Origin of the sequence: Nonomuraea roseoviolacea subsp. carminata (assembly GCF_024172185.1) — a bacterium.
Lineage (GTDB): Bacteria > Actinomycetota > Actinomycetes > Streptosporangiales > Streptosporangiaceae > Nonomuraea > Nonomuraea roseoviolacea.
In genome coordinates this window covers 1,692,876-1,715,543 of the sequence record NZ_JAMZEC010000001.1, presented here as the reverse complement: position 1 = coordinate 1,715,543, position 22,668 = coordinate 1,692,876, and the positions used below count along the sequence as shown (strand labels likewise).

Annotated in this window: 17 protein-coding genes; 8 read left to right on the top strand and 9 right to left on the bottom strand. The window is 71.3% G+C overall.

Annotated elements, in window-relative coordinates:
• The first annotated feature begins 188 nt into the window (after window positions 1–188).
• The 4 genes from glgX (at window position 189) to HD595_RS07785 (ending at window position 7,889) form a co-directional block, all read left to right on the top strand.
• Window positions 189–2,282 carry a glycogen debranching protein GlgX gene (gene glgX, locus HD595_RS07800; protein ID WP_253767022.1) on the top strand — a complete coding sequence of 698 codons (2,094 nt, stop codon included), beginning with the start codon at window positions 189–191 and terminating at the stop codon, window positions 2,280–2,282.
• Window positions 2,275–4,500, top strand: coding sequence for a malto-oligosyltrehalose synthase (gene treY / locus HD595_RS07795; RefSeq protein ID WP_253767021.1), 2,226 nt, complete (start codon window positions 2,275–2,277; stop codon window positions 4,498–4,500). The genes glgX and treY overlap by 8 nt, the downstream gene beginning before the upstream one ends.
• Window positions 4,490–6,244 (top strand): malto-oligosyltrehalose trehalohydrolase, encoded by a 1,755-nt coding sequence (gene treZ / locus HD595_RS07790; RefSeq protein ID WP_253767019.1) that lies wholly within the window; start codon window positions 4,490–4,492, stop codon window positions 6,242–6,244. Before treY ends, treZ begins: the two co-directional genes overlap by 11 nt.
• 148 nt (window positions 6,245–6,392) lie before the next feature.
• Complete coding sequence (locus HD595_RS07785) at window positions 6,393–7,889, top strand: hypothetical protein (RefSeq protein ID WP_253767017.1); 1,497 nt, start codon at window positions 6,393–6,395, stop codon at window positions 7,887–7,889.
• 110 nt (window positions 7,890–7,999) lie between these two features.
• Here HD595_RS07785 and HD595_RS07780 read toward each other — a convergent pair whose 3' ends face one another.
• Window positions 8,000–9,199 (bottom strand): winged helix-turn-helix transcriptional regulator, encoded by a 1,200-nt coding sequence (locus HD595_RS07780; protein ID WP_253767015.1) that lies wholly within the window; start codon window positions 9,197–9,199, stop codon window positions 8,000–8,002.
• A 67-nt stretch (window positions 9,200–9,266) separates the two neighbouring features.
• Here HD595_RS07780 and HD595_RS07775 point away from each other — a divergent pair, with 67 nt between their 5' ends.
• From HD595_RS07775 to HD595_RS07760, 4 genes are all read left to right on the top strand, one after another.
• A complete protein-coding gene (locus HD595_RS07775; protein WP_253767013.1) occupies window positions 9,267–10,064 on the top strand; it encodes an ABC transporter permease in 798 nt (265 codons plus the stop codon).
• Window positions 10,065–11,240: an ABC transporter ATP-binding protein gene (locus tag HD595_RS07770; RefSeq protein WP_253767011.1), complete on the top strand. Its 1,176-nt coding sequence runs from the start codon at window positions 10,065–10,067 to the stop codon at window positions 11,238–11,240.
• 659 nt (window positions 11,241–11,899) lie between these two features.
• Window positions 11,900–12,721, top strand: coding sequence for an ABC transporter permease (locus tag HD595_RS07765; RefSeq protein ID WP_253767009.1), 822 nt, complete (start codon window positions 11,900–11,902; stop codon window positions 12,719–12,721).
• Between the two features lie 105 nt (window positions 12,722–12,826).
• Entirely contained in the window at window positions 12,827–13,774 is a 948-nt protein-coding gene (locus HD595_RS07760) for a GNAT family N-acetyltransferase (protein ID WP_253767007.1), read from the top strand.
• A gap of 118 nt (window positions 13,775–13,892) precedes the next feature.
• On the opposite strand, the gene pdxR is transcribed toward HD595_RS07760, so the two are convergent.
• The 8 genes from pdxR to HD595_RS07720 form a co-directional block, all read right to left on the bottom strand.
• Complete coding sequence (pdxR, locus tag HD595_RS07755) at window positions 13,893–15,341, bottom strand: MocR-like pyridoxine biosynthesis transcription factor PdxR (protein ID WP_253767005.1); 1,449 nt, start codon at window positions 15,339–15,341, stop codon at window positions 13,893–13,895.
• A gap of 330 nt (window positions 15,342–15,671) precedes the next feature.
• Entirely contained in the window at window positions 15,672–17,264 is a 1,593-nt protein-coding gene (locus tag HD595_RS07750; protein ID WP_253767004.1) for an FAD-dependent monooxygenase, read from the bottom strand.
• A 204-nt stretch (window positions 17,265–17,468) separates the two neighbouring features.
• Complete coding sequence (locus tag HD595_RS07745; RefSeq protein WP_175594105.1) at window positions 17,469–17,759, bottom strand: MTH1187 family thiamine-binding protein; 291 nt, start codon at window positions 17,757–17,759, stop codon at window positions 17,469–17,471.
• 133 nt (window positions 17,760–17,892) lie between these two features.
• The gene (locus HD595_RS07740; protein ID WP_175594104.1) at window positions 17,893–18,216 is read right to left on the bottom strand and encodes a hypothetical protein; all 324 of its coding nucleotides are present in this window, start codon (window positions 18,214–18,216) and stop codon (window positions 17,893–17,895) included.
• 10 nt (window positions 18,217–18,226) lie between these two features.
• Window positions 18,227–18,904 carry a uracil-DNA glycosylase gene (locus tag HD595_RS07735; RefSeq protein WP_253767002.1) on the bottom strand — a complete coding sequence of 226 codons (678 nt, stop codon included), beginning with the start codon at window positions 18,902–18,904 and terminating at the stop codon, window positions 18,227–18,229.
• A gap of 138 nt (window positions 18,905–19,042) precedes the next feature.
• Window positions 19,043–19,945 carry a carbohydrate ABC transporter permease gene (locus HD595_RS07730; RefSeq protein ID WP_253767000.1) on the bottom strand — a complete coding sequence of 301 codons (903 nt, stop codon included), beginning with the start codon at window positions 19,943–19,945 and terminating at the stop codon, window positions 19,043–19,045.
• Window positions 19,942–21,327: an ABC transporter permease gene (locus HD595_RS07725; protein WP_253766998.1), complete on the bottom strand. Its 1,386-nt coding sequence runs from the start codon at window positions 21,325–21,327 to the stop codon at window positions 19,942–19,944. Before HD595_RS07725 ends, HD595_RS07730 begins: the two co-directional genes overlap by 4 nt.
• A 12-nt stretch (window positions 21,328–21,339) precedes the next feature.
• Window positions 21,340–22,668 carry an ABC transporter substrate-binding protein gene (locus HD595_RS07720; RefSeq protein ID WP_253766996.1) on the bottom strand — a complete coding sequence of 443 codons (1,329 nt, stop codon included), beginning with the start codon at window positions 22,666–22,668 and terminating at the stop codon, window positions 21,340–21,342.

Here is a 22,668-nt window from a genome sequence, read left to right as displayed (position 1 = left end):
CTGGTGAGAGCGGGGCCAAACCGGTGCCCGGCGGCGGGCTAAGGCCGCGATCTGGGGGAAGGACCTGATCCGTCCGTGGGGGAGGACCACGCCTGACAGGTGACGCCGGTCCGGCGGTGCTTGTCCGGCGGTGCTTGTTCGGCAGGGCGGGGGAACGCAACATGGGGAAGAGTCGTAAGGGAGCCTTGATGATCGAAGTCTGGCCGGGAGACCCCTATCCGCTCGGGGCCACCTACGACGGCGCGGGCACCAACTTCTCGCTCTACACCGAGGCCGCCGACAAGGTGGAGCTGTGCCTGTTCGACGAGCAGGGGCAGGAGACCCGCGTGGCGCTGCCGGAGGTGGACGGTTTCATCTGGCACGGCTACCTGCCCGGGGTGAACCCGGGCCAGCGTTACGGCTACCGCGTGCACGGCCCGTACGACCCGGCCAAGGGGCTGCGGTGCAACCCGAACAAGCTGCTGCTCGACCCGTACGCGATGGCCATCGAGGGCGACGTGAAGTGGAACGAGGCGGTGTACGGCTACCGGTTCGGCCAGCCCGACTCGCGCAACGACATGGACTCCGCCCCGTACATGCCGCGCTCCATCGTGATCAACCCGTTCTTCGGGTGGGGCCACGACCGGCCGCCCGCCACGCCGTACCACGACACCGTGATCTACGAGGCGCACGTGCGCGGGCTCACCGTCCGGCACCCGAAGATCCCCGAGCACCTGCGCGGCACGTACGCGGCCCTGGGACACCCCGAGATCCTGGACCACCTGACCAAGCTCGGCGTGACGGCCATCGAGCTGATGCCGGTGCACCAGTTCGTCACCGACCACGTCCTGGAGGAGCGCGGGCTGGCGAACTACTGGGGCTACAACTCGATCGGCTTCTTCGCCCCGCACAACCGCTACTCCAGCCAGGGGCAGCGCGGCGGGCAGGTCCTGGAGTTCAAGGCCATGGTGCGCGCCCTGCACGAGGCGGGCATCGAGGTCATCCTGGACGTCGTCTACAACCACACGGCCGAGGGCAACCACCTGGGGCCCACGCTGGGGTTCAAGGGCATCGACAACCCGAACTACTACCGGCTCGTGGACGGCGACCCCCGCTACTACATGGACACCACGGGCACCGGCAACAGCCTGCTCATGCGCTCGCCGCACGTCCTCCAGATGATCATGGACTCGCTCCGCTACTGGGTGACGGAGATGCACGTCGACGGCTTCCGCTTCGACCTCGCCTCCACGCTGGCGCGCGAGCTGCACGAGGTGGACCGGCTGAGCGCCTTCTTCGACCTGGTGCAGCAGGACCCGGTGCTCTCGCAGGTCAAGCTCATCGCCGAGCCCTGGGACGTCGGACCCGGCGGCTACCAGGTGGGCAACTTCCCCTCGCGCTGGACCGAGTGGAACGGCCGCTACCGCGACACCATCCGCGACCTGTGGCGCGGGCAGCCGGCGACGCTGCCCGAGTTCGGCTCCCGGCTCACCGGCTCCAGCGACCTCTACCAGGACGACAGCCGCCGCCCCGCCGCCTCCATCAACTTCGTCACCTGCCACGACGGCTTCACCCTCCAGGACCTCGTCTCGTACAACCACAAGCACAACGAGGCCAACAAGGAGGGCAACCGCGACGGCAGCGACGACAACCGGTCCTGGAACTGCGGCGCCGAAGGCCCGGCCGACCTGTCCGTCGAGTCGCTGCGCGAGCAGCAGAAGCGCAACTTCCTGACCACGCTGTTCCTGTCGCAGGGCGTGCCGATGCTCTCGCACGGCGACGAGCTGGGCCGCACCCAGCGGGGCAACAACAACGGCTACTGCCAGGACAACGAGCTGACCTGGGTCGACTGGTCCGACGTGCGGGAGAACTGGCTGCTGCTGGAGTTCACGCAGAGCCTGGCCGCGCTGCGCAAGAAGCACCCGGTGTTCCGGCGCAGGAGGTTCTTCTACGGCCGTCCGGTGCGCGGTCTGAGCGACATCGCCTGGCTCACCCCGGCCGGGGAGGAGATGACCGACGCCGACTGGAACGTCGGATACGCCAAGTCGCTGGCCGTGTTCCTCAACGGCGACGCCATCACCGAGCCCGACCGGCGCGGCCGGCCCATCCGCGACGACTCGTTCCTGCTGCTGTTCAACGCCCACCACGAACCCATCAGGTTCACGATCCCCAAGGACTACGGAGAGATGTGGCAGACCGAGATCGACACGGCGATGCCGATCAGCCTGGACATCCGGGTCTGCCGGGCCGGTGAGAGCGTGGACGTCCCCGGCCGCAGCGTGAGGGTGCTGCGCCGTGTCTAGGCCCCTGTCGACCTACCGCGTCCAGCTCACCCCCGACTTCGGGTTCGCCCAGGTGGCGGAGATCGCCGGCTACCTGCGCGACCTGGGGGTCACCCACGTCTACCTGTCGCCGATCCTGCAGGCGACGCCCGGCTCGCTGCACGGTTACGACGTCACCGACCACTCGCGCATCCGCGAGGAGTTCGGCGGCGCCAAGGGCTTCCGGGAGATGGCCGAGCGGCTCGCCGCCCACGACCTGGGCATCGTCGTGGACATCGTGCCCAACCACATGAACACCACCAACGCCGCGTTCTGGTCGGTGCTGCGCGACGGCACCGCCTCGCCGTACGCGCGCTGGTTCGACATCGAGTGGGACGACGACGGGAAGGTGGCGCTCCCGGTCCTGGGCGACGACGTCGAGCCCGTCGTGGACGGCGACGTGCTGCGCTACCACGAGCACGAGTTCCCCCACCCCGGCCACTACCGGCTGGTCGACTGGCGCGAGGGGCCCGGCTACCGGCGCTTCTTCGACGTCTCCACCCTGATCGGGCTGCGCGTCGAGGACCCGGAGGTGTTCTTCGCCACCCACGAGGTGATCTTCTGGCTGCTCGACGAGGGGCTGGTCGACGGGCTGCGCATCGACCACCCCGACGGGCTCGCCGATCCCCGCGGCTATCTCGAACGGCTGCGCGCCAGGACCGGCGACACGTGGACCGTCGTGGAGAAGATCCTCATCGGGCACGAGCGGCTGCCGGACGACTGGCCGTGCGACGGCACCACCGGCTACGAGGTGCTCAACCGCGTCAACGGCCTGTTCGTGGACCCGGCGGGCAGGCAGCCGCTGCTGGAGCTGTTCACGCGCCTGACCGGGCAGCCCGCCGACTACGCGGAGGTGGTGGCGCGCTCCAAGGGCGAGGTGCTGGACCTGTTCTTCGGCGCCGAGGTCAGGCGCCTGGCCGCGGCGACCGGCGCCGAGCCGGAGACCGTGGCCGAGCTGCTGGCCGCGATGCCGGTCTACCGGGCCTACGTCGTGCCGGGGGAGCCGGTGCCGCCCGAGTCGGCCGAGATCGTCGAGACGGCCGCCGCGGCCTGCTCTCCCGCCGCGCGGCGGCTCGCCCACGAGGTCCTGTACGGCCCGCCCGAGGTCGTCACCCGCTTCCAGCAGGCGTGCGGCCCGGTCATGGCCAAGGGCGTCGAGGACACGGCGCTGTACCGGTGGTTCCCGCTGTCGTGCCTGAACGAGGTGGGCGGCGAGCCGGACGTGTTCGGGACCCCGGTCGAGGAGTTCCACGCGTACTGCGCCGACATGCGGCCCCACGCGATGACGACGCTGTCCACGCACGACACCAAGCGGTCGGAGGACGTGCGCGCCCGCCTGTCGGTGCTGTCCGAGCTGCCCGCCGAGTGGAAGGAGGCCGTCACCGCCTGGTCGTCGGCGGTCTCCCACGACCCGCACCTCGACTACCTGGCCTGGCAGAACCTCATGGCCTCCTGGCCCATCTCCGCCGAGCGCTTCGCCGGCTACCTGCTCAAGGCCGCCCGCGAGGCCAAGACCGCGATCTCGTGGGTCAACCCCGACCCGGCCTACGAGCAGCGGCTGCGCGACTTCGCCGAGGCGGCCGTGAAGCTGCCGGTCGGGGAGTTCACCGAGCGGATCGACCGCCACGCGATGTCCAACTCGCTGGGCGCCAAGCTGGTGCAGCTCATGATGCCCGGCGTCCCCGACGTCTACCAGGGCAACGAGACGACCGACTTCTCGCTGGTGGACCCGGACAACCGGCGGCCCGTGAGCTACCCGCGCACCCCCGCCTCCGAGTGGGACGCGGCGAAACTGCTGGTCACCACGCAGGCGCTCCGGCTGCGCCGCCGGCTCGGCGCCGAGGCCGCGTACACGCCGCTCGCGGCCGACGGCGAGGCCGCCGAGCACGTGATCGCCTTCGCGCGGGGCGGCGGCGCGTTCGCCGGCCCGGTCACCGGCGGCGCGGTCACGACGGGCGGCCCCGCGGCGGAGGGCGGCCCCGGCGTCCCGGGCGACGAGGGCCGGGCGCGGGCCGTCGCGGTCGCCACCCGCCTCCCGGTGGGCCTGGAACGGCGCGGCGGCTGGGGCGCCACCTCGCTGACGCTGCCCGCCGGATCCTGGCGCGACCTGCTCACCGGCTCGGTCCACACGGGCCGCGTCCCCCTCGCGCACCTGCTCAACCGGTATCCCGTCGCACTTCTGGAGAGACATGATCTTTGAGGTCTGGGCACCGAAGGCCACGGCTGTCGAGGTCGACGTCCTCGGCGGCCGGCGTCCCATGGAGCAGCGGCCGGGCGGCTGGTGGAGCGCCGACGTGCCGGACGCCGGCCACGGGACACGGTACGCGTACGTGGTGGACGGCGGCGGGCCGTACCCCGACCCGCGCTCGCGCCGGCAGCCCGACGGCATCTTCGGCCCGAGCGCCGTCTACGACCACGGCCACTTCACCTGGTCCGACGAGCGGTGGACCGGCCGCGACCTGCGCGGATCGGTCATCTACGAGCTGCACGTCGGCACGTTCACGCAGGAGGGGACGTTCGAGGCGGCCATCGAGCGGCTCGGCCACCTGTCGGAGCTGTGCGTCGACTTCGTGGAGATCATGCCGGTCGCGCCGGTGCCGGGCGGGCGCAACTGGGGGTACGACGGGGTCGACCTGTACGCGGTCAACGAGACGTACGGCGGGCCCGACGGGCTCAAGTCGTTCGTCGACGCCTGCCACCGGGAGGGCATCGGGGTCATCCTCGACGTCGTCTACAACCACCTGGGACCGTCCGGGAACTTCCTGCACCCGTTCGGCCCGTACTTCGGCGGCTTCGCCGGGAGCTACTGGGGCGAGGCGGTCAACCTCGACGGGCCCGGCTCCGACGAGGTGCGCCGCTACTTCATCGAGAACGCGTTGCAGTGGCTGCGCGACTACCACATCGACGGCCTGCGCCTCGACGCCGTCCACGCCCTGCACGACAAGCGGGCCACGCACCTGCTGGCCGAGCTGTCGGCCGAGGTGGACGCGCTGGCCTGCGCCGTCGGCCGGCCGCTGTCGCTCATCGCCGAGTCCGACCTCAACGACCCGCGCATGGTCCGCTCGCTCGACGCCGGCGGCCTCGGCATGACCGCGCAGTGGAACGACGACGTCCACCACGCCCTGCACACGGCGGTCAGCGGCGAGACCCACGGCTACTACGAGGACTTCGCCGGCCTGGAGGCCCTGGCCAAGGTCCTGACGCGGGGGGTCTTCCACGACGGGGGCTGGTCGACGTTCCGGGAACGCGCGCACGGCAGCCCGTACACGGGGGTGCCCGGCCACCGGCTCGTGGCCTGCGTCCAGAACCACGACCAGGTCGGCAACCGCCCGGCGGGCGACCGGCTGCCCATGGCCGCGCTCAAGCTGGGGGCGGGCCTGCTGCTGACCTCGCCGTTCACGCCCATGCTGTTCATGGGGGAGGAGTGGGGGGCGCGCACGCCGTTCCCGTTCTTCTCCGACCACGTGGAGCCGGAACTGCGCGACACGGAGGGCGGGCGCAGGGAGAAGGAGTTCGACGGGTTCGGGTACGCGTGGGAGGCGCCCAACCCGTCGGACGAGCAGACGTTCCTGAACGCCAAGCTCGACTGGGGGGAGCTGAAGGAGGAGGCGCACTGGTCGCTGCTGTGCTGGTACCGCGACCTGATCGCGCTGCGCAAGGCGCTGCCCGAGCTGTCGGACCCGCGCTTCGACCGGGTGCGGGTGACGTACGACCGGGAGGGCGGCGACTGGCTCGTCATGTGGCGCGGCGAGTCGGTGGAGCTGTCCCGGGGGGAGGCGGTGTGCGTGGCCGTGAACTTCAGCGGGGAGCCGGTGACGCTGCCGGTGCGGGTGGGCACGGTCCTGCTGGCGGCGGACGACAACGTGGCGGCGGGCCCGGACGGGCTGCGGCTGCCACCCCAGAGCCTCGCCATCTGCCGCGCCACCCAGGGCCCGGACGTCTGACCGGGGCTCCTGGATTCTCCCTGCCCGGGGCCTGATTTCCACAGGCCCCGGGCAGAGAAGCCTCCACCATCCACAGAACCACGCTCGGCGACCTCGCTCCTCTCGCCCCTTCGCCAAGCTGAGGGCCTCACCCACCCCGGAGGCCCTCATGAAGATCCCCCTGCCGCTGCCCGCGACTCTGACGAGCCGTTTCGTCGTCGCCGTCGAGCGCCTGCCGCGCCCGGTCCCCGACCTGGTGCCGTGGCGGGTCGCCAAGCCGTACCGCAAGGCCGCCATGACCGCCTACGGCACGCCCGGCCTGGAGGTCACCCACTACCCGACCCCATGGCGAGGCGTCACCACACCATCGGGGAGCAGAGCGCCCCGGCGCCCGACCCCTCCGCCGCACAGAGCCCCGGCATGGTCACCAGCCACGCCCCATCCCCGGAGTGCTGCCTACGCCGGACGACGCATCCCCGGCGACGCCGAACCTCCCGCCCCGCACCACCGCACCCCTCACCCCCTCCCTCAGCACGAGCGCGGGACCACCCTCCCCCAGCACGAGCACGGGACGCCGCACCCCGCCGAGCACCGAACCCCACATGCTGACGATCGCTGGACCCCTCGCCACGACGAGCGGCGGACCCCATACCCTGACGAGCGGCGGACCCCATATCCTGACGAGCGGCGGAGCCCATACCCTGACGAGCGCCGGATCCAGGACCACACCGAACGCTGGATCTCCCACCACGACGGCGACGGATGCCGATTCCTGCACCACGACGAACGCCGCCTCCTGCGCCGTGCAAGACAACACCTCGTCGTCTCCTCGACCGCGCCCCCGCATCAGCTCCCGGGCAGCGCCCAGGTCGCCCGCGCGACGGCCCGCGCCCTGGCCCGGCAGTGCGGCGGCCTGGTCATCGACCCGCTGACGGGGGCGACGGTGCCGAGCTGTGACCGGTGCCCAGACGAGCCCGTCGTCTTCCGGCTCGCCGACGACTGGCTGGGCTGGGACGTCCAGGTCCACGACGACGCCACCTGCCCGCCGTGGGACCCGGCCGACACGGCGGCGTGCGACTGCCTGCGGGTCACCTCGCGAGGGCTGCGCCGCTTCGCGCTGCCGGAGATCACCATCGACGGTGCCGCCTGCGCCCACACGCTGTGCGCGACGAACCTCCTCCGTACGGTGGCCCGTCATCTGCTGGCCGACCACCTGGCGTTCCTCGCGACACACCCGAGGGCCGACGTCCGCCTGATCGACGACCACCTGCACATCCGCCCGCCAGGCGACCCCACGCCGTGGGGCGAACCGCCCGAACCGCCCGAGCCGATCGACCCGGCGGCGACCCCGGCACACCGCGAAGCCCCGTGGACCGCAGGAGGCGCCTCCGTCGTCACCGCCTCGCGGTCCGCGACCTCGTCCGCCCTCGCCGGGCCGTCGTTCGACGTGCGCCTGACCCCCTGCGAGACGGAGCCTCCCGTCATGGGCAGACCGGGAAGCGTCCGCCGCCTCAAGGTCGCCCCGGTCTCGGGCACAGGACAGGCGACCTGCCTCAAGGTGGGCCCGCCTTCGGGCTTCACCGGCTCGCTGAACGACTGGCTCTGCGCCACTCAGGAGGCGAGCCCACCCCGCCCCGGTCCCGCACCGTACCCACTCGCGGCCTGACCCGCCCGCGACGCCCGTTCACCGGCTCGCCGAACGCAGTCGCCCGCCCTGAGGGCCCAACACAGACCAGGTTCCGGCAGGAGGGCCCAGCACCCCATGCACCAGCCGCCTCAGCGATCCGCCGCGATGGACGTGGCGATCACCAAGGACTCCTCCACGGCCTTGGGGATGTCCAGCACCGGGAAGATCGTATGGCGCACCACCCGGTGACGGTCCACCACGAGGATCGCCCGCTTGAGCCGAAGGGCATGGCCGGCCCGGAAGGTGGGCAGCCGGAGCGCCGCCGCGAACCGCAGATCCATGTCCGAGAACAGCGGAAACGGAATGCCCTCGGCGGTGGCGAAGGCGGCCTGCTCGTCGGGGCGCTGCGTGCTCACCCCGTGAACGGCGACGCCGTGCGCGGCGAACTCCGGCATGCGGTCCCTGAAGAGCCGGTTCTCCAGCGTGCACCCCGCCGCGCCCGGCACCTGCCCCCAGCCGGGCGGCAGGGGAGCCGGCATGCCGGTCGCCGGGTAGACGAAGATGACGGTGGCCGGCGCGTCCGCCACGACGTCGAGCCGCCCCGCCTCTCCGAGGATCGCTTGCTGAGCCGCCGTGGTTGCGTAGGGAGGTTCCTGAGCCGTCGAGATTCCACGAGGGGCCTCCCGAGTCGCCGCGACGCCGGGGAGGGCCTCCTGAGCCGCCACGGCGCCGGGGAGGGACTCCTGAGCCGCCACAGCGCCGGGGAGGGACTCCTGAGCCGCCACGGCGCCGGGGAGGGACTCCTGAGCCGTCGCGACGCCGGAGAGAGACTTCTGAGTCACCGTGGCTCCACGGGGAGACTCCTCAGCCGTCAGGGCTGCCCCGGGAGAGGTGTGCGTCGGGGTGCCTCCTCCTGCGGCAAGTGTGACCGGCAGGGTCAGCGGCCACGGCAGGCGGGTGGACAGCAGGGCGTGGACGCGGGACGCCTCCACCCCCTCCGGGTCGGCCGAACCCGTCAGCGACCCGTCCCCCTGCAGCCAGCGATCCGCCCAGTCCTGCATCGTGATCAGCACCGGCGTCAGCGCCCAGCCCGCGTCGGTCAGCACGTACTCGTGCCGCACCGGCCCCGTCTGGTACGGCTCCCGGGTGAGGACGCCGTGGTCCACCAGGTGTCTGAGCCGTTCGGTCAGCACCTTTCGGGAGATGCCGAGCTCTCCGAGCAGCTCGTCGAAGCGGCGATGACCGCGGGCCACCTCGCGGACGATGAGCAGGCTCCACCAGTCGCCGACGACCGCCGCCGCCTGGGCGATGGAGCAGTGGGTGTCCTGCGTGCGCAGTTCCCTGACCATTCCCCGACTTTACCCCCGAGTGAGTCTCTGATAGAAACCAAGTCAGTTCCCAAAGGAGACTTACAAGATGACGGTGGCATGGGCGACCTTGAGGCGGTCGTGGCTGGTGACCAGGCGGGCCTACCCGTGGTCGTACTTCGTCGGCACGCTCTTGGTCGGCGCATTCACGATGGGCCTGGCCTACCTCGGCTTACGGGCCATCGGCGGCGACCAGGTGTCCGCCGAGTTCGCCGGTAAGGCGGGCACCGCCGACTACCTCGGCTACGTCGCCGTGGGCGCCGCGGCGTACATGTTCGTGGTCCACGGCATCCTCTGGACCGGCAAGGCGATGATCCAGGAGCAGCGCGAGGGCACTCTGGGAGCCCTGGTCGTGGCTCCCGCGCGCCGCCTGCCGTACCTGCTCGGCTTCGCGATGTTCGCCTTCACGGCCGTAGCCGTCGAGGTGGCCGTCCTGCTGGGGTTCGCCATGCTGCTCGGGGTACGGCCGGCGGCGACGGGCGTGCTGGACGCCGTGCTGGCCCTGGCGGGGCTGACCCTGGCCGTGTTCGGGATGTCCGTGGTGCTGAGCGACGTGATGATCGTCGCCGGCGAGGCGCACATCACCCAGAACACCGTGTTCTCCGCCATCGCCATCCTGTCCGGCTTCACGTTCCCCAGGGACTACCTGCCCGAGGCGTTCCGGTGGCTCGGCGAACTGGTGCCGGTGACCCCGGCCATGGACGTGATCCGCGGCGTCTTCACCGGCGGCGCGGGCCTGCCGCTCGACCGCCTCGGCGTGACCGTGCTCGTCAGCCTCGCCTACACCGCCGCCGGACTGCTCGCGATGCCCTGGGCGGAGCGCAGGGCCATGGAAAGGAGCTACTAGATGATCGAGACCAAGCACCTGCGCAAGGAGTTCGGCGGCAAGGTGGCCGTCGAGGACCTGAGCCTCACCATCCCCCGCGGACGCGTCACCGGGCTGCTCGGCCTGAACGGCGCCGGCAAGACCACCACCATCAAGATCCTGGCCACCCTCCTGCGGCCGACCTCCGGCACCGTCACCGTGGGCGGGCTCGACCCGGGGAACACCCCGCACACCGTACGCCGGAGGATCAACCTGATCGCGGGCGGCGAGCGCATGGTCTACGCGCGGATGACCGGCCGCGAGAACCTGTGGTACTTCGGCCAGCTCTACGACATCCCCGGCAAGGTGCTCAAGTCCCGCATCGGTGAGCTGCTGGAGCTCGTGGGGCTGACCGCCGCCGCGGGCACCCGGGTGGAGCAGTACTCGCGCGGCATGACGCAGCGCCTGTCGATCGCCCGCGGTCTCATCAACGACCCCGACTACCTCCTCCTCGACGAGCCCACCCTCGGCCTGGACGCGCCGATCGCCCGCGACCTGCGCAAGGTGGTGGCCGAGCTGGCCGAGCGCGGCAAGGGGGTGCTGCTCACGAGCCACTACCTGGCCGAGGTGGAGCAGCTCTGCGAGCACGTGTACGTGATCGGCGACGGCCGTCACCTGGCCGAGGGCTCGCCCGGCGAGCTGATGGCCCAGACCGGCTGCCACCGCCGGGTGCGGATCACGGTGTCCGAGCTGACGCCCGAGGTGGAGGCCGCCGCCCTCGCGTTCGACGACCGGGTACGGATCATCCCGTTGGCCGAGTCCGGTGGCGGTGCGGTCGAGAGGCGGGGAGCCAGGTCCGGCCCGGGTGTGGTCGAGAGGCAGAGAGCCGGGTCTGTACCTGACTCGGTTGAGAGGCAGACAGCCGGGTCCGTACCCAGCTCGGTTGAGAGGCGGGGAGCCGGGTCCGGTCCTGCTGCGGTTGAGGGGGCCGGGTTGGGCGGAGGTATTGCCGGTCGGGTCCTGACCGACGGAGGCGCGGGCGACGTGATCCGGACCGGCGCGGTGATCGAGCTGAGCCATCCGGGGGACGTCGCGGGGGCCCTGACGAAAGCGGTCATCGCCGCGGGCGGCGAACCCTCCGGCCTGGAGATCGCCGAGCCGTCACTGGAGGACGCGATCCTCGCGTTGAGCGACCGGTCCATGGCGGTGGTCGCGTGAGGCGGCTGCCGCAGCGGGGCGACGGTGCGGCCGGACGGCGATGGTCCGGGCGGCGGCACCCGATGGATCGCCTGCCGTACGAAATCTCCGGGCACGGACCGGGCGGCCTGCCCGGGCACGGCGACGCCGTGTTCTGGGCGCTCTCGCCATGCCTGATCGTGCCGTGGCAGGTGGCCCGATGAATCCCCACCCGGCCGGACGTCGGTCCGGGGGAGGGGCTGACAGTGCCCGGATTCGGCTGCGGCGTGTGTTGGGCGCTCCGGTGGTCCACGCTGTGCACCCACGCCCGCAGGCGTACGCCTCCGCCGCGCCTGCGGCGTCTCGGCACGGTGCCCGCCGTGCGGAGGCGGCGGGACCAGTCAGGGGCGGCGTGGAGCAGGGCGGCATGGAGACGACCGCGCGGAGGAGGACGGCAGGGAGACGACTGCATGGAGGAGAGCGGCGTGGAGGAGGGTGGCGTGCATGACGGCGGCGGGGAGGGGGCGGTGATCGGTGGTGGGAAGGGCGCCGGCGAGGCGGTGGCTCGTGACCGGAAGGGCGCCGGAGGGGCGGTGGCTCGTGGCTGGAAGGGCGGCACGGAGGACATGGTGGGGCCAATGGCCGGATATGCCGGAAGAGGCGTGAAGGGGGACGCAGCGGGACGTACCGTCCGGGATGCGGTGCGGCATGCGGCGAAGGTCTTCCGGGCGGAGGCGCTCAAGCAGCACCGCCAGATCTTCGGCAGCAAGCTGGTGGTGTTCTCCATGCTGGTCTGGCCGCTGCTGACCCTGATCCAGACCTACTACACGCTGCACCCGCTGGCGGCGACGCCGGGCATCGCCACCCGGTGGCCGCTCGCGGCCGACCCCGAGCCCCTGCTCGCGTTCCTCGCCACCGGGACGCTCGGCTTCACGTTCTTCTTCTCGCTCGTCCAGTCCGCCTGGCATTTCTCGATGGAACGCCAGAACGGCACGCTGGAGCTGCTGTTCCTGGCGCCGGCCAGCCGGTTGGCGGTCGTCGTCGCCAACGGGTTCGGCGCGCTGGTGCAGAACGCCTGGCTGTTCGCCTGCTTCTCGGCGGCCATGTTCACCATGCTCGACGTGGTGAACGTGGCGCATCCGGGGATGTACGCGGTCGTCTTCCTGGCCATGCTGGTGCCCGCCGTCGCGTGGGGCGCCTTCCTCAACAGCCTGCTGATCTTCTCCAGGGACGCCGCGTTCCTGTACACGTTGCTGGACGACCCGATGTGGTTCGCGAGCGGGGTGCGGCTGCCGACGTTCGCGCTGCCGGGGTGGCTGCGGGCGGCGGGCTCGGTGCTGCCGCTGACCGGAAGCCTCGTGGTGGTGCGCGGCGCGCTCCTCGACGGGCAGGGGATCGCCGACCTGGCCCTGCCTCTGGTGTGGCTCGCGGGGCTGTCCGCGTTGTTGCTGGTCGCGGCGGCCGGGATGCTGAAGGTGGGCGAGGCGCGCGCACAGCGCACCGGTCAACTCCGCCTCTTCTGATCCCGTTCTGCTTCCTGCCGGAGCTTTCCGCGGCTTCCGGCGGGGCCGCGCCGCCGCGTACCTGCCCGATGATGGTGTGAGTCGCCGAGAAGGTATGGGGAGGACATGGCAGAGGGTGTGGTGCGGGGCGCGGAAGAGGGCGACATGCCCGCTGTGCGGGCGGTGGCCGAGCGGTTCGGGCTGCTGCGGGGCTGGTCCTCGGCCCGTGATTTCCTCGACGCCGAGCGGGCCTTCGGCAGGCTCGTCCTCGCCCCCACGGCGAACGGGCAGGCGCGGGGTTTCGGCGGCACGCTGCGCCGTGGCGCCGTCACGCACCTGGGCGACCTGTTCGTGCTGCCCGAGCACCAGTCGTCCGGGGTGGGGCGCGGTCTCCTCGCGGAGCTGATGGGAGGGGGCGGGCCGAAGGTCACGTTCGCGTCCTCGGACCCCCGCGCCATGAGCCTGTACATCCGGTACGGGCTGCGTCCCTGGTGCCCGCTGCTCTACCTGACCGGCCCCGCCTCAGCACTGCCCGGCCCGCCGGTGCGGGAGGCGGGCCCGGAGGATGTGGCGGAGCTCGACGCGCACGCCGGGGGAGGGGCGCGGAGGGGCACGCTCGCCTGGTACGCGGCCACGCCGGGCGTCACCCTGTACACGACTGGTCAGGGATATGCCTTCGTCCGGGTGGGGGGAGGCGATGGCGTGAGTGGTGGCGATGGCGTCATGAGCGACGGCGACGTCGTAGGTCGCGGCGACATCGTGAATGGGGGTGACGTCGTGGGTGGCGGTGACGTCGTGAGTGGGCGCGACGTCGTGATCGGCCCGGCCGGTGGCGTGACGCCACGAGACTGCGTGGAGGCGGTGCTCGGGGCGCTCGCCGCGACGGTCCGGGCGAGCGCCGCCGGGAGCACGCCGCAGGTGGCCAGGATCGCCGTGCCGGGAGTGCACCCGCTCGTGACGCCACTGGTCGAGGCCGGGTGGAGGATCGGCGACCTGGACACGTTCATGGCCGACGACGCAGCTCTCTCGCTGATCCGTCCCGACTGCTACGTCCCTCATCCCGACCTGGGTTGAAGTGCGGTCGCCGGCATGTGGGGCCTTCCCCTTGCTGATTCGTCCTGACTGCCATGTCCCTCATCCCCACCTTGGCTGACCGCGTTCTCTTGCTGGTTCGTCCCGGCCGCAATGTCCCTCATCCCGAGCTCGGCTGAAGACCGGTCGTCGGCATGCGGTCCCGCAGGGCGGCGACGAGCGCGTCGAGGGCGCTGCCGTAGGCGTGTTCGGCTGGGGTCGCGTAGCCGATGACGATGGCGAGCGGCGCCTGCTCCGGCCGGTGGTAGAAGGGCGAGATGCCTTCGACGTGGATGCCACGTGCGGCCAGGTGGCCGAGCAGCCGGACCTCGTGGTCCGACCCGGCGGGGAGGCGGAGGACGGCGTGCAGGCCGGCGGCGACGCCGGACAGACGTCCGTGCGGCAGATCGCGGGTGACGGCCTCGCCGAGCAGGTCGCGTCGCCGGCGGTAGCGGGCTCGGCAGCGGCGCACGTGCCGGTCGAGTTCGCCCGTCCGGACGAGGCGCGCGAGCACGAGCTGGTCGATGACGTTGACCGAGGACTCGTCCCAGCGCGTCGCCTCCCGCAGCGCGGCGAGCAGGCCGCTGGGCAGGACGAGCCAGGCCAGGCGCAGGCCGGGTGCGATGGTCTTGCTGGCGGTCCCGGCGTAGATGACCCGGTCGGGCGCCATGCCCTGGAGCGCGCCGACGGGCTGGCGATCGTAACGGAACTCGCCGTCGTAGTCGTCCTCCACGATGAACGCGCCGGTCCGCCTGGCCCAGGACACCAGCTCGACGCGCCGGGCCGGGCTCAGCGTGACCCCGAGCGGGTACTGGTGGGCGGGGGTGACGACGACGGCGCTCTCGTCCGTGAGCCGCTCGACGATCAGCCCGTCCCGGTCGACGGGGATGCGCCGCGTCCGGTGCCCCAGTTGTTCGACGAGCGCCGGGTGGTCGGGTTCGGTGGGGTCCTCGAAGGCGAGCGCCCCAGTGGAGCCGCCGTGATGGCGGAGGACCTGACACACCAGGCGCAGCGCATGGGCGTAGCCCGCGCACACCACGATGTGGTCGGGCGTGGTGCTGACGCCACGGGCCCGGCCGAGGTACTCGGCCAGCGCCTGCCGCAGCTCGACGGCGCCCGCTCGCTCCCGGTAGCCGAACGCGCTGTTGGGCACGGTCTGCATGACGTGCCGGGTGGCGGCGAGCCACTCCCGTCGCGGGAACGCGGCCAGGTCGGGGAAGCCGGAGCGCAGGTCGATCCCCCGTACGGGCCGCAGGGTGGCGTGCGACGGGGGCGCGGTCTCCGCGGGCGGCGCGGCGGGCTGGGGAGCGACGCGGATGCCCGAGCGCGGCCTCGACTCCAGGTATCCCTCGGCGACGAGCTGGTCGAGGGCCTGGGTGACGGTGCCGCGGGCGACCCCGAGGTCGCGGGCGAGCGCCCGCGACGACGGCAGCCGGGTGCCCGAGCGGAGCCGGCCGCTCCGCACGGCGTCACGCAGGGCGTGTTCGAGCCCCGCCCGTAGGCCGTGGCCCGTGCCGGTCCGGAGATGGACGTGGAGATCCAGTCCCCATCTGGACCACTCATCCTCCATGGATCTGGACTATATCCCTGAGCCAGATGTTCTCTACGTTCTCAGGGATGAGACACCTCGCCGCGGCAATCGGGCTCACGAACTATCTGCTTGGGCCGGATTCCCGCACAGATCGGGCAAGCGACGACGATCGGTCGTGGGGGATCGCGCGATGGGTCGGTGGCGCGGGCGCGAGCCGCCGGCCCATCGCGGCGCGGACGCGCGGCCCACGGGCACGACACGTCCCCCCGGCATGGCCGGAGCGCGCGAAGCCACCAGAGGAAGGCCCGTCAGCGGCTGAGGATCTGGTGTAGGGCGTGCTCCGGCGTGGTGGTCGCTGGAGGAGGCTGGTCAGCGGCTGAGGATCTGGCGTAGGACGCGCTCCAGCGTGGCCGCCGGCGCGGGGTCCGGCTCCGGGGAGCGCCAGGCCACGTATCCGTCGGGCCGCACCAGTACGGCGCCGCCCTCGCCCACGCCGTACCTCTTGCCGAAGACCCCCTCCACGTCCGTCAGCTCGTCGCCCACCCTGATCCGCGTGAGCTGGATCCCGAGCTGCTCCTGCACCCGGCGTCCGGCGTCGGTCCAGGCCAGCCCCTTCGGCCCGGCCAGCAGCACGAACCCCGACGCGAACAGGTCGATCGTGGAGATCCGCTGCCCGTCCCAGTCGAGGACGACGTGCGGGGCCCGGCCGCCGGGCCGGCCGGTGGGCACGCGCGGGTCCTCCAGCAGCGAGCCGTCGTCGCCAGGCTCCGCCACGACGGCCGTGGAGTGGTAGCGGTAGCCGAGCAGGGCGGGGACGTAGTCCTCCAGCGGCTCCGGGTAGTCGACGCGCTGGGCGGGCGGCATCCGCACCCCGAGGTTGGCGAGCTGCGCGTCGGCGGTCAGGGTGCCGATGGGGCGGCGCTCCGCGTCGTACGTGTCGAGGAAGCCGGGCCCGGCCTGGCCGGTGAGGACGAGCCAGAGCCGCCAGGCGATGTCGCAGCCGTCCTGCAGCGCGGTGCTGCCGCCCTGCCCGCCCGTGGGGGGCATGGTGTGGGCCGCGTCGCCGGCCAGGAACACCCGGCCGTGCCGGTACCGCTCGGCCAGGATGTGCGCCAGCGTGAAGGAGGCCGTGTCCAGGATCCGCACGTCGAGGTCCGGCACGCCGGTGGCGACGCGCACCAGCTCCACGCACCGCTCGGGGGTGAAGTCGGCCGCGCTCTCGCCCTTGTCCGGGTCGTAGTTGACGCCCACGACGTGCGCGCCGACGCCGGTGCCGGTGACGATCACGCCGGTGAACACGTCGTTCTGCAGGTACCACAGCGTGACCTCGCGCTCGCGGACGAGCCCGCTCAGGTCCGCGTCGAACATGATCGAGAACATGTGCCCGAGCGGTCCCTTGCCCGTGGTGGGGATGCCGAGCGCCTGGCGCAGCGGGCTGCGGTAGCCGTCGGCGGCCACCACGTAGTCGGCCCGGACCATGCTGTCGACACCGTCCGAGCGGATGACCGCCGTCACGCCCTCGCCGTCCTGGTCGAGCGTGACCAGCTCGGTGGAGAAGCGCAGGTCGGCGCCCAGCTCCTCGGCCTTGCCGCGCAGCACGCGCTCGATCTCGGCCTGCGGGGCGCCCACCTGGATCGCGGGGGTGAGCTCGGCGAGGAAGTCCAGCCCCTGGTCCTCCATGATCATGTGGGGGTTCGGGGCGCTGAGGCTGGGGGCGATGGCGATGCGCATGCCGTCGCCGATGCCCTCCCAGATCTGGCCGAGGGCGTGCTCGACGCCGGGCACGGGGCGCAGCAGCTCGACGGCTCGCGGGCTGACGCCGAACGCCTTGGGCTGGATCGAGGTGCCGGGATGCCGTTCGACGAGCATGACGGGGATCTGCCGCCACGCGAGCAGCATGGCCGCGCTCAGCCCGGCGTAGCCGCCGCCGACGATCAGGACGGGCACTCGCTCGTGCTTCATGTCCACCTCTCAGGGGGTACGCGAGGAAGATCGAAGGACGCGTCATATCGCGTTCGCGTCGCGAGAGACACGATATGTCGCGTTTTGAGAGAGGTCAAGACATATCGCGTTTGCGGTCCGGGTTCCGTACGTCGGACAAGACGATGGGGGCGTGCCCACGGTGCGGGCACGCGGACTCTCAGGGAGAGGACCCCCGGGAAGGGGCTAGGAGAGGTGGCGTTCCAGGGATTCGAGCTTGCTCGTCATCCCGTCCGTGACGCCCTCGCGCAGGTCGGCCTTCAGGACGAGGCTGACCCGGGGCGCGACCTCCGCCACGGCGTCCACGGCGCGCTTGACGACGGCCATCACCTCGTCCCACTCGCCCTCGATCGTGGTGAACATGGCGTCCGTGCGGTTCGGCAGCCCGCTCTCCCTGACCACCTTGACGGCGCGCGCCACCGGCTCGGCGACGCCTTCGCCGACGCCCAGCGGGGTGATGGAGAATGCGACGATCACAGCGTGCCCTCTCGTGCGGGCGGGCACGGACGGACCCGTGCCCGGACTCTTCGCCGGCCTGACGGCCGCCGGACCTCTGGCCGGCCTGACGGCCGGTCACGGCGCGCCTCAGCGCCGTGACCGGCTCCCGACGTCAGGCGTGCGCATGCTCCTCGTCGTCCTCGTCGTCCTCGGGCGCTTCGGACGGCTCGACACCCAGCATGGCCTCGCGGGGCTCGATCTCGTCGATGTGGTCCACGAGCTGGAGCACGTGGTCGGGCTCGATGAGCCACTGCAGCGCCGAGGCGCCGGTCTCGTCGGAGGAGACCAGCTCGGCCTGCTCGGCCCGTTCCTCGTCGGACAGGTCGGCGTCCGGGTGCCGGATCTCGGCGAGCGCGGCGGCCTGCAACGCGTTGACGTCGAGCACCTCGACGGTCAGCTCGACCGTGAGACGCAGGAATTTCTCGTTATCGCTCATGGCGACGATGCTAGGGCAGCTTCCACTCGACCGGGGTCGCGCCTTGCTGGATGAGCAGCTCGTTGGCCCGGCTGAACGGCCGCGACCCGAAGAAACCGTTGCGCGCCGACAGCGGCGACGGGTGGGCCGACTCGATGCGCGGCACCTGGCCGAGCATGGGCGCGAGGTTGCGGGCGTCGCGGCCCCACAGGATCGCGACCATCGGCTTGTCGCGGGCCACGAGGGCGCGGATGGCCTGCTCGGTGACCTCCTCCCAGCCCTTGCCACGGTGGGAGGCGGGCTTGCCGGGCATCACGGTGAGCACCCTGTTGAGCAGCAGGACGCCCTGGTCGGCCCACGGGGTCAGGTCGCCGTTCGCGGGACGCGGGAGCCCCAGGTCGGACTCCATCTCCTTGTAGATGTTGAGCAGACTGCCCGGGATGGGCCGCACGTCGGGGGCGACGGAGAAGGACAGCCCGATGGGGTGCCCGGGGGTGGGGTAGGGGTCCTGCCCGACGATCAGCACCTTGACCTCGTCGAAGGGCTGGCTGAAGGCACGCAGGACGTTGGCTCCGGAGGGGAGGTACTGCCGGCCTTCGTTGATCTCGTTGCGCAGGAACTCGCCCATGTGGGCGATCCGCTCGGCGACGGGCTCCAGTGCTCGGGCCCATCCGGCTTCGACGACTTCGTTCAGGGGACGACCTGCCATGGCCGATCAGCCTATCCAGGTCTGGTGCGGCCCGTGCCCGAATCGGGCGCTCAGGCCGTACCGGAATGATCACAGAGCACGACGGAGCGGGCGCCCGCAGCCCCTGTGAGATGCGAGCGCCCGCTTACGGAGGACCGGCTACTTGACGGAGCCGGCCATCATGCCCTGGACGAAGTACCGCTGGAACGCGAAGAACAGGATCAGCGGGATGATCAGCGACAGGAACGCCCCGGAGGACAGGATGTCGATGTTCGATCCGAACTGCCGCATCTGCGACTGGAGGGCCTTGGTCATCGGCTGGTTCTCGGGGTTGGCGAAGACCAGCGCGATGAGCATGTCGTTCCACACCCACAGGAACTGGAAGATGCCCAGCGACGCGATCGCCGGCTTGCCCAGCGGGAACACCACCGAGACGAAGATCTTCCACTCCGGCGCGCCGTCCATCCGGGCCGCCTCCAGCAGCGAGGCCGGGATGCCGACGAAGAAGTTGCGGAGCAGGAAGATCGCGAACGGCAGGCCGAACGCCGTGTGGAACAGCACCACGCCGGGGATCGAGCCGAAGATCCCCATGCCGCCGTACATGGCGGCGATCGGGATCAGCGCGATCTGGATCGGCACGATCAGCAGCCCGACCACGACGAGGAACAGCGAGTCGCGGCCCTTGAACTCCATCCACGCGAACGCGTAGGCCGCCATGGCCGCGATGCCGATCACCAGGATGGTGGTCGGCACCGTGATCGCCACGGTGTTCCAGAACGACGAGGTGAAGCCGCTGGCCAGCAGGTCGCTGTAGTTCTTGATGGTCAGCTCGGCCGGCTTGGTGAAGACCGTCCACCAGCCCTCGGCGTTGTTGACGTCCACCGTGCGCAGCGAGACGACGAACAGGCCGATCGTGGGCACCAGCCAGAACACGCCGAGCAGCACCATGAGGACCTGGACCACGCCGCTGCCGACACGGTCCACGATCTTGCTGGCCAGGCCCCTGCGCGGCGCGCCCGTCTGCAGGCCGGCGGGAGCGGCCGTGGCTGTCGCGGTCGTCATGCGTTCTCCCTCCTGAACCTGCGGATGTTCATGATCATGAAAGGCAGGACCAGAATGAGCAGGAAGATCGCCAGCGCGCTGCCGAGCCCCTGGTTGTTGCCGCCGCCGAAGGCCACCCGCCACATCTCCAGCGCGACCACGTTCGCCTGCGGCTGGACCGAGGACGGCGCGATGATGAAGACGAGGTCGAAGACCTTCAGGGTATTGATGATCATGGTGACGAAGACGACCAGCAGCACCGGCGACAGCAGCGGAATCGTGATCCGCCGGAACACCTGCCACTCCGTCGCTCCGTCGATGCGGGCCGCCTCCAGCGCGTCCCGCGGGATGGCCGCCAGGCCCGCCGCGATCAGCACCATCGCGAAGCCGGCCCACACCCACACGAACGCGCCGATGATCGCCGGTGTGATGAGCGTCGGCCCGAGCCAGGTCAGGCCGTTGTAGGCGGCCTTGAAGTTCGACTGCGGCAGCCGCACCACGTACGAGCCGGCGGGCAGTCCCTCGAAGCGGAACGAGCCGTCCTCGGCCGTCGTGGCGGTGCCGGCCACCTGGCCGTCCTTGACCGCCTCGACCGTCATGCCGGGCAGGCCCTTCTCGCCCGAGTCGACCTGGTTCGGCGCGCCTCCGCCGCCGGGGGTGAAGTCGAACCACACCGTGCCGGCCAGGCCGCCGCCGCCCGTGGGCGCCTTGGCGGGCTGGGCGTTCTTCGGCATGACCGCGGGCTTGACGCCCACGATCGGGACCAGCACGGGCTGGCCGGCCTGTACGGCCTGCTTGGTGACGACTCCGCCGTTCTGCGCCGCCACCGCCGACTGGGCGCCCTCGCGGGGACGCGCCTCCGGGTAGCCCTGCGAGGAGGAGAACGTGTCGTGCACGGTGGTGAGGATGGCGTTGGCCACGCCCTTGTCCGGGGCCTCGTCGTACACCAGGCGGAAGATCACGCCGGCGGCCATGAGCGAGACCGCCATGGGCATGAACACGATGAGCTTGAACGCCGTCGCCCACCGGATCCGCTCGGTGAGCACCGCGAAGATCAGCCCGAGCGTGGTGACCACGATCGGCGCCACGACCACCCAGATCAGGTTGTTCCTGATCGTGGTGAGCATGTTGCCGTCGGTGAAGATCGTGGCGTAGTTCCCCAGCCCCACGAACCCCGTGCCCGAGGCGTCGAAGAGGCTGCGGAACAGGGAGTAGACGATCGGGTAGACCACCCAGACGCCCAGCAGCAGGGCCGCCGGGAGGAGGAAGGCGATGGCGACCGCCGGGGAGGGGCCGAGGCGTAGCTTGGTGCTGGGGGTGTCAGCCGGTCCTGATGCGCCGCCGCGCGAGGTCTCCTCCTCGCGCGGCACCGCCGGGGCCGGGCCGTCCAACCGTTCGGTCACGGCCTTACCTCTTTACTTCCAGGCCTTCTTGGCCTCTGCCTCCAGCGCGGCCTGCGCGCCCTTGATGTCCGTGGGCTTGCGCAGGAAGTCCTGCAGGATCTTCCACTCGCCCTTGCCGTCGGTGCCGCCGAACGCGCTCGGCGCCAGGTCGGACATGTCGTAGCGGACGGCGTCACCGGCCGAGACGATCGTCTGGCCGAGCTGCTTGGTCAGCGCGTCGGGGTAGTTGTCGGGGGAGACGTTCTTGTTGGGCGACAGGTAGCCGGGCAGCTTGGCCCAGATCTCGCCGCCCTCCTTGGAGGCCAGGAACTCCAGCAGCGCCATGGCGCCGGGGGAGTCCTTCATCGCGACCGCGACGTCGCCGCCGAGGATGACCGGGGCGGTGTCGCCGGCCTTCGGGAACGGGATGGCCTTGGCGTCCTCGCCGACCTTGGCCTTGGCCTGGGCGACGGAGGTGGCCACGAAGTCGGCCTCGATCACCATCGCGGACTTCTTGTTGGCGAAGACCTTGTTGGCGCAGGTCGGGAAGTCGGTCTGCATGGTGCCGGACGTGCCGTCGACCATGAACTCCTGCTTGCCGGCGATCTGCGCGATCTTCTCCAGCGCGGTGGCCACGCTGGGGTCGGTCCACGGGATCTCGTGCTTGGAGAGCTGGTCGTACTTCTCGGGGCCGGCCGTCGAGAGGTAGATGTTCTCGAACAGGTCGGTCAGGGTCCAGGCCGACGCGCCGCAGAGGGAGAACGGCGCGGTGCCGGAGTCGGCGATGGTCTGCGCGGCCTTCATCAGGTCGTCCCAGGTGGCCGGCTCCTGGATGCCGGCGTCCTGGAACGCCTGCGTGCGGTACCAGACCAGCGACTTGTGCGCCGCCTTGATCAGCACGCCGTACACCTTGCCGTCGGCGGAGCCGAGCTCCTTCCAGTACGGGGTGTAGTTGGTGTCGATCTCCTTGGTCACCGCGTCGGTCAGCGGCTTGAGCGCGCCCTGCTTGGCGTACTGCTGGACCAGGCCGGGCTGCGGGAGGATGGCCACGTCGGGCGGGCTGCCGCCCTGGAGGCGCGGGCCGAGGTAGGCACCGGTGTCCTCACCGGTGGAGGCGTAGGTGACCTTGGCGCCGGTCTTCTCGGTGAAGGCCTTGAGCACCTGCTCGAAGTTCTTCTGCTCGTCACCGGTCCACTTGGCGGCCACCTCGAGCTTGACGCCTTCGAGGGTCTTGCCGCCGCCACCCGTGCTAGCCGACGCGGAGCTGGAGGCCGCGGGCTCGCTCGTCGTCGGCGCGTTGCCGCAGGCGGCGACGGCTACCGCGAGCCCGGCCAGGATGACTGCTGCGCTGGCTTTTGCCAT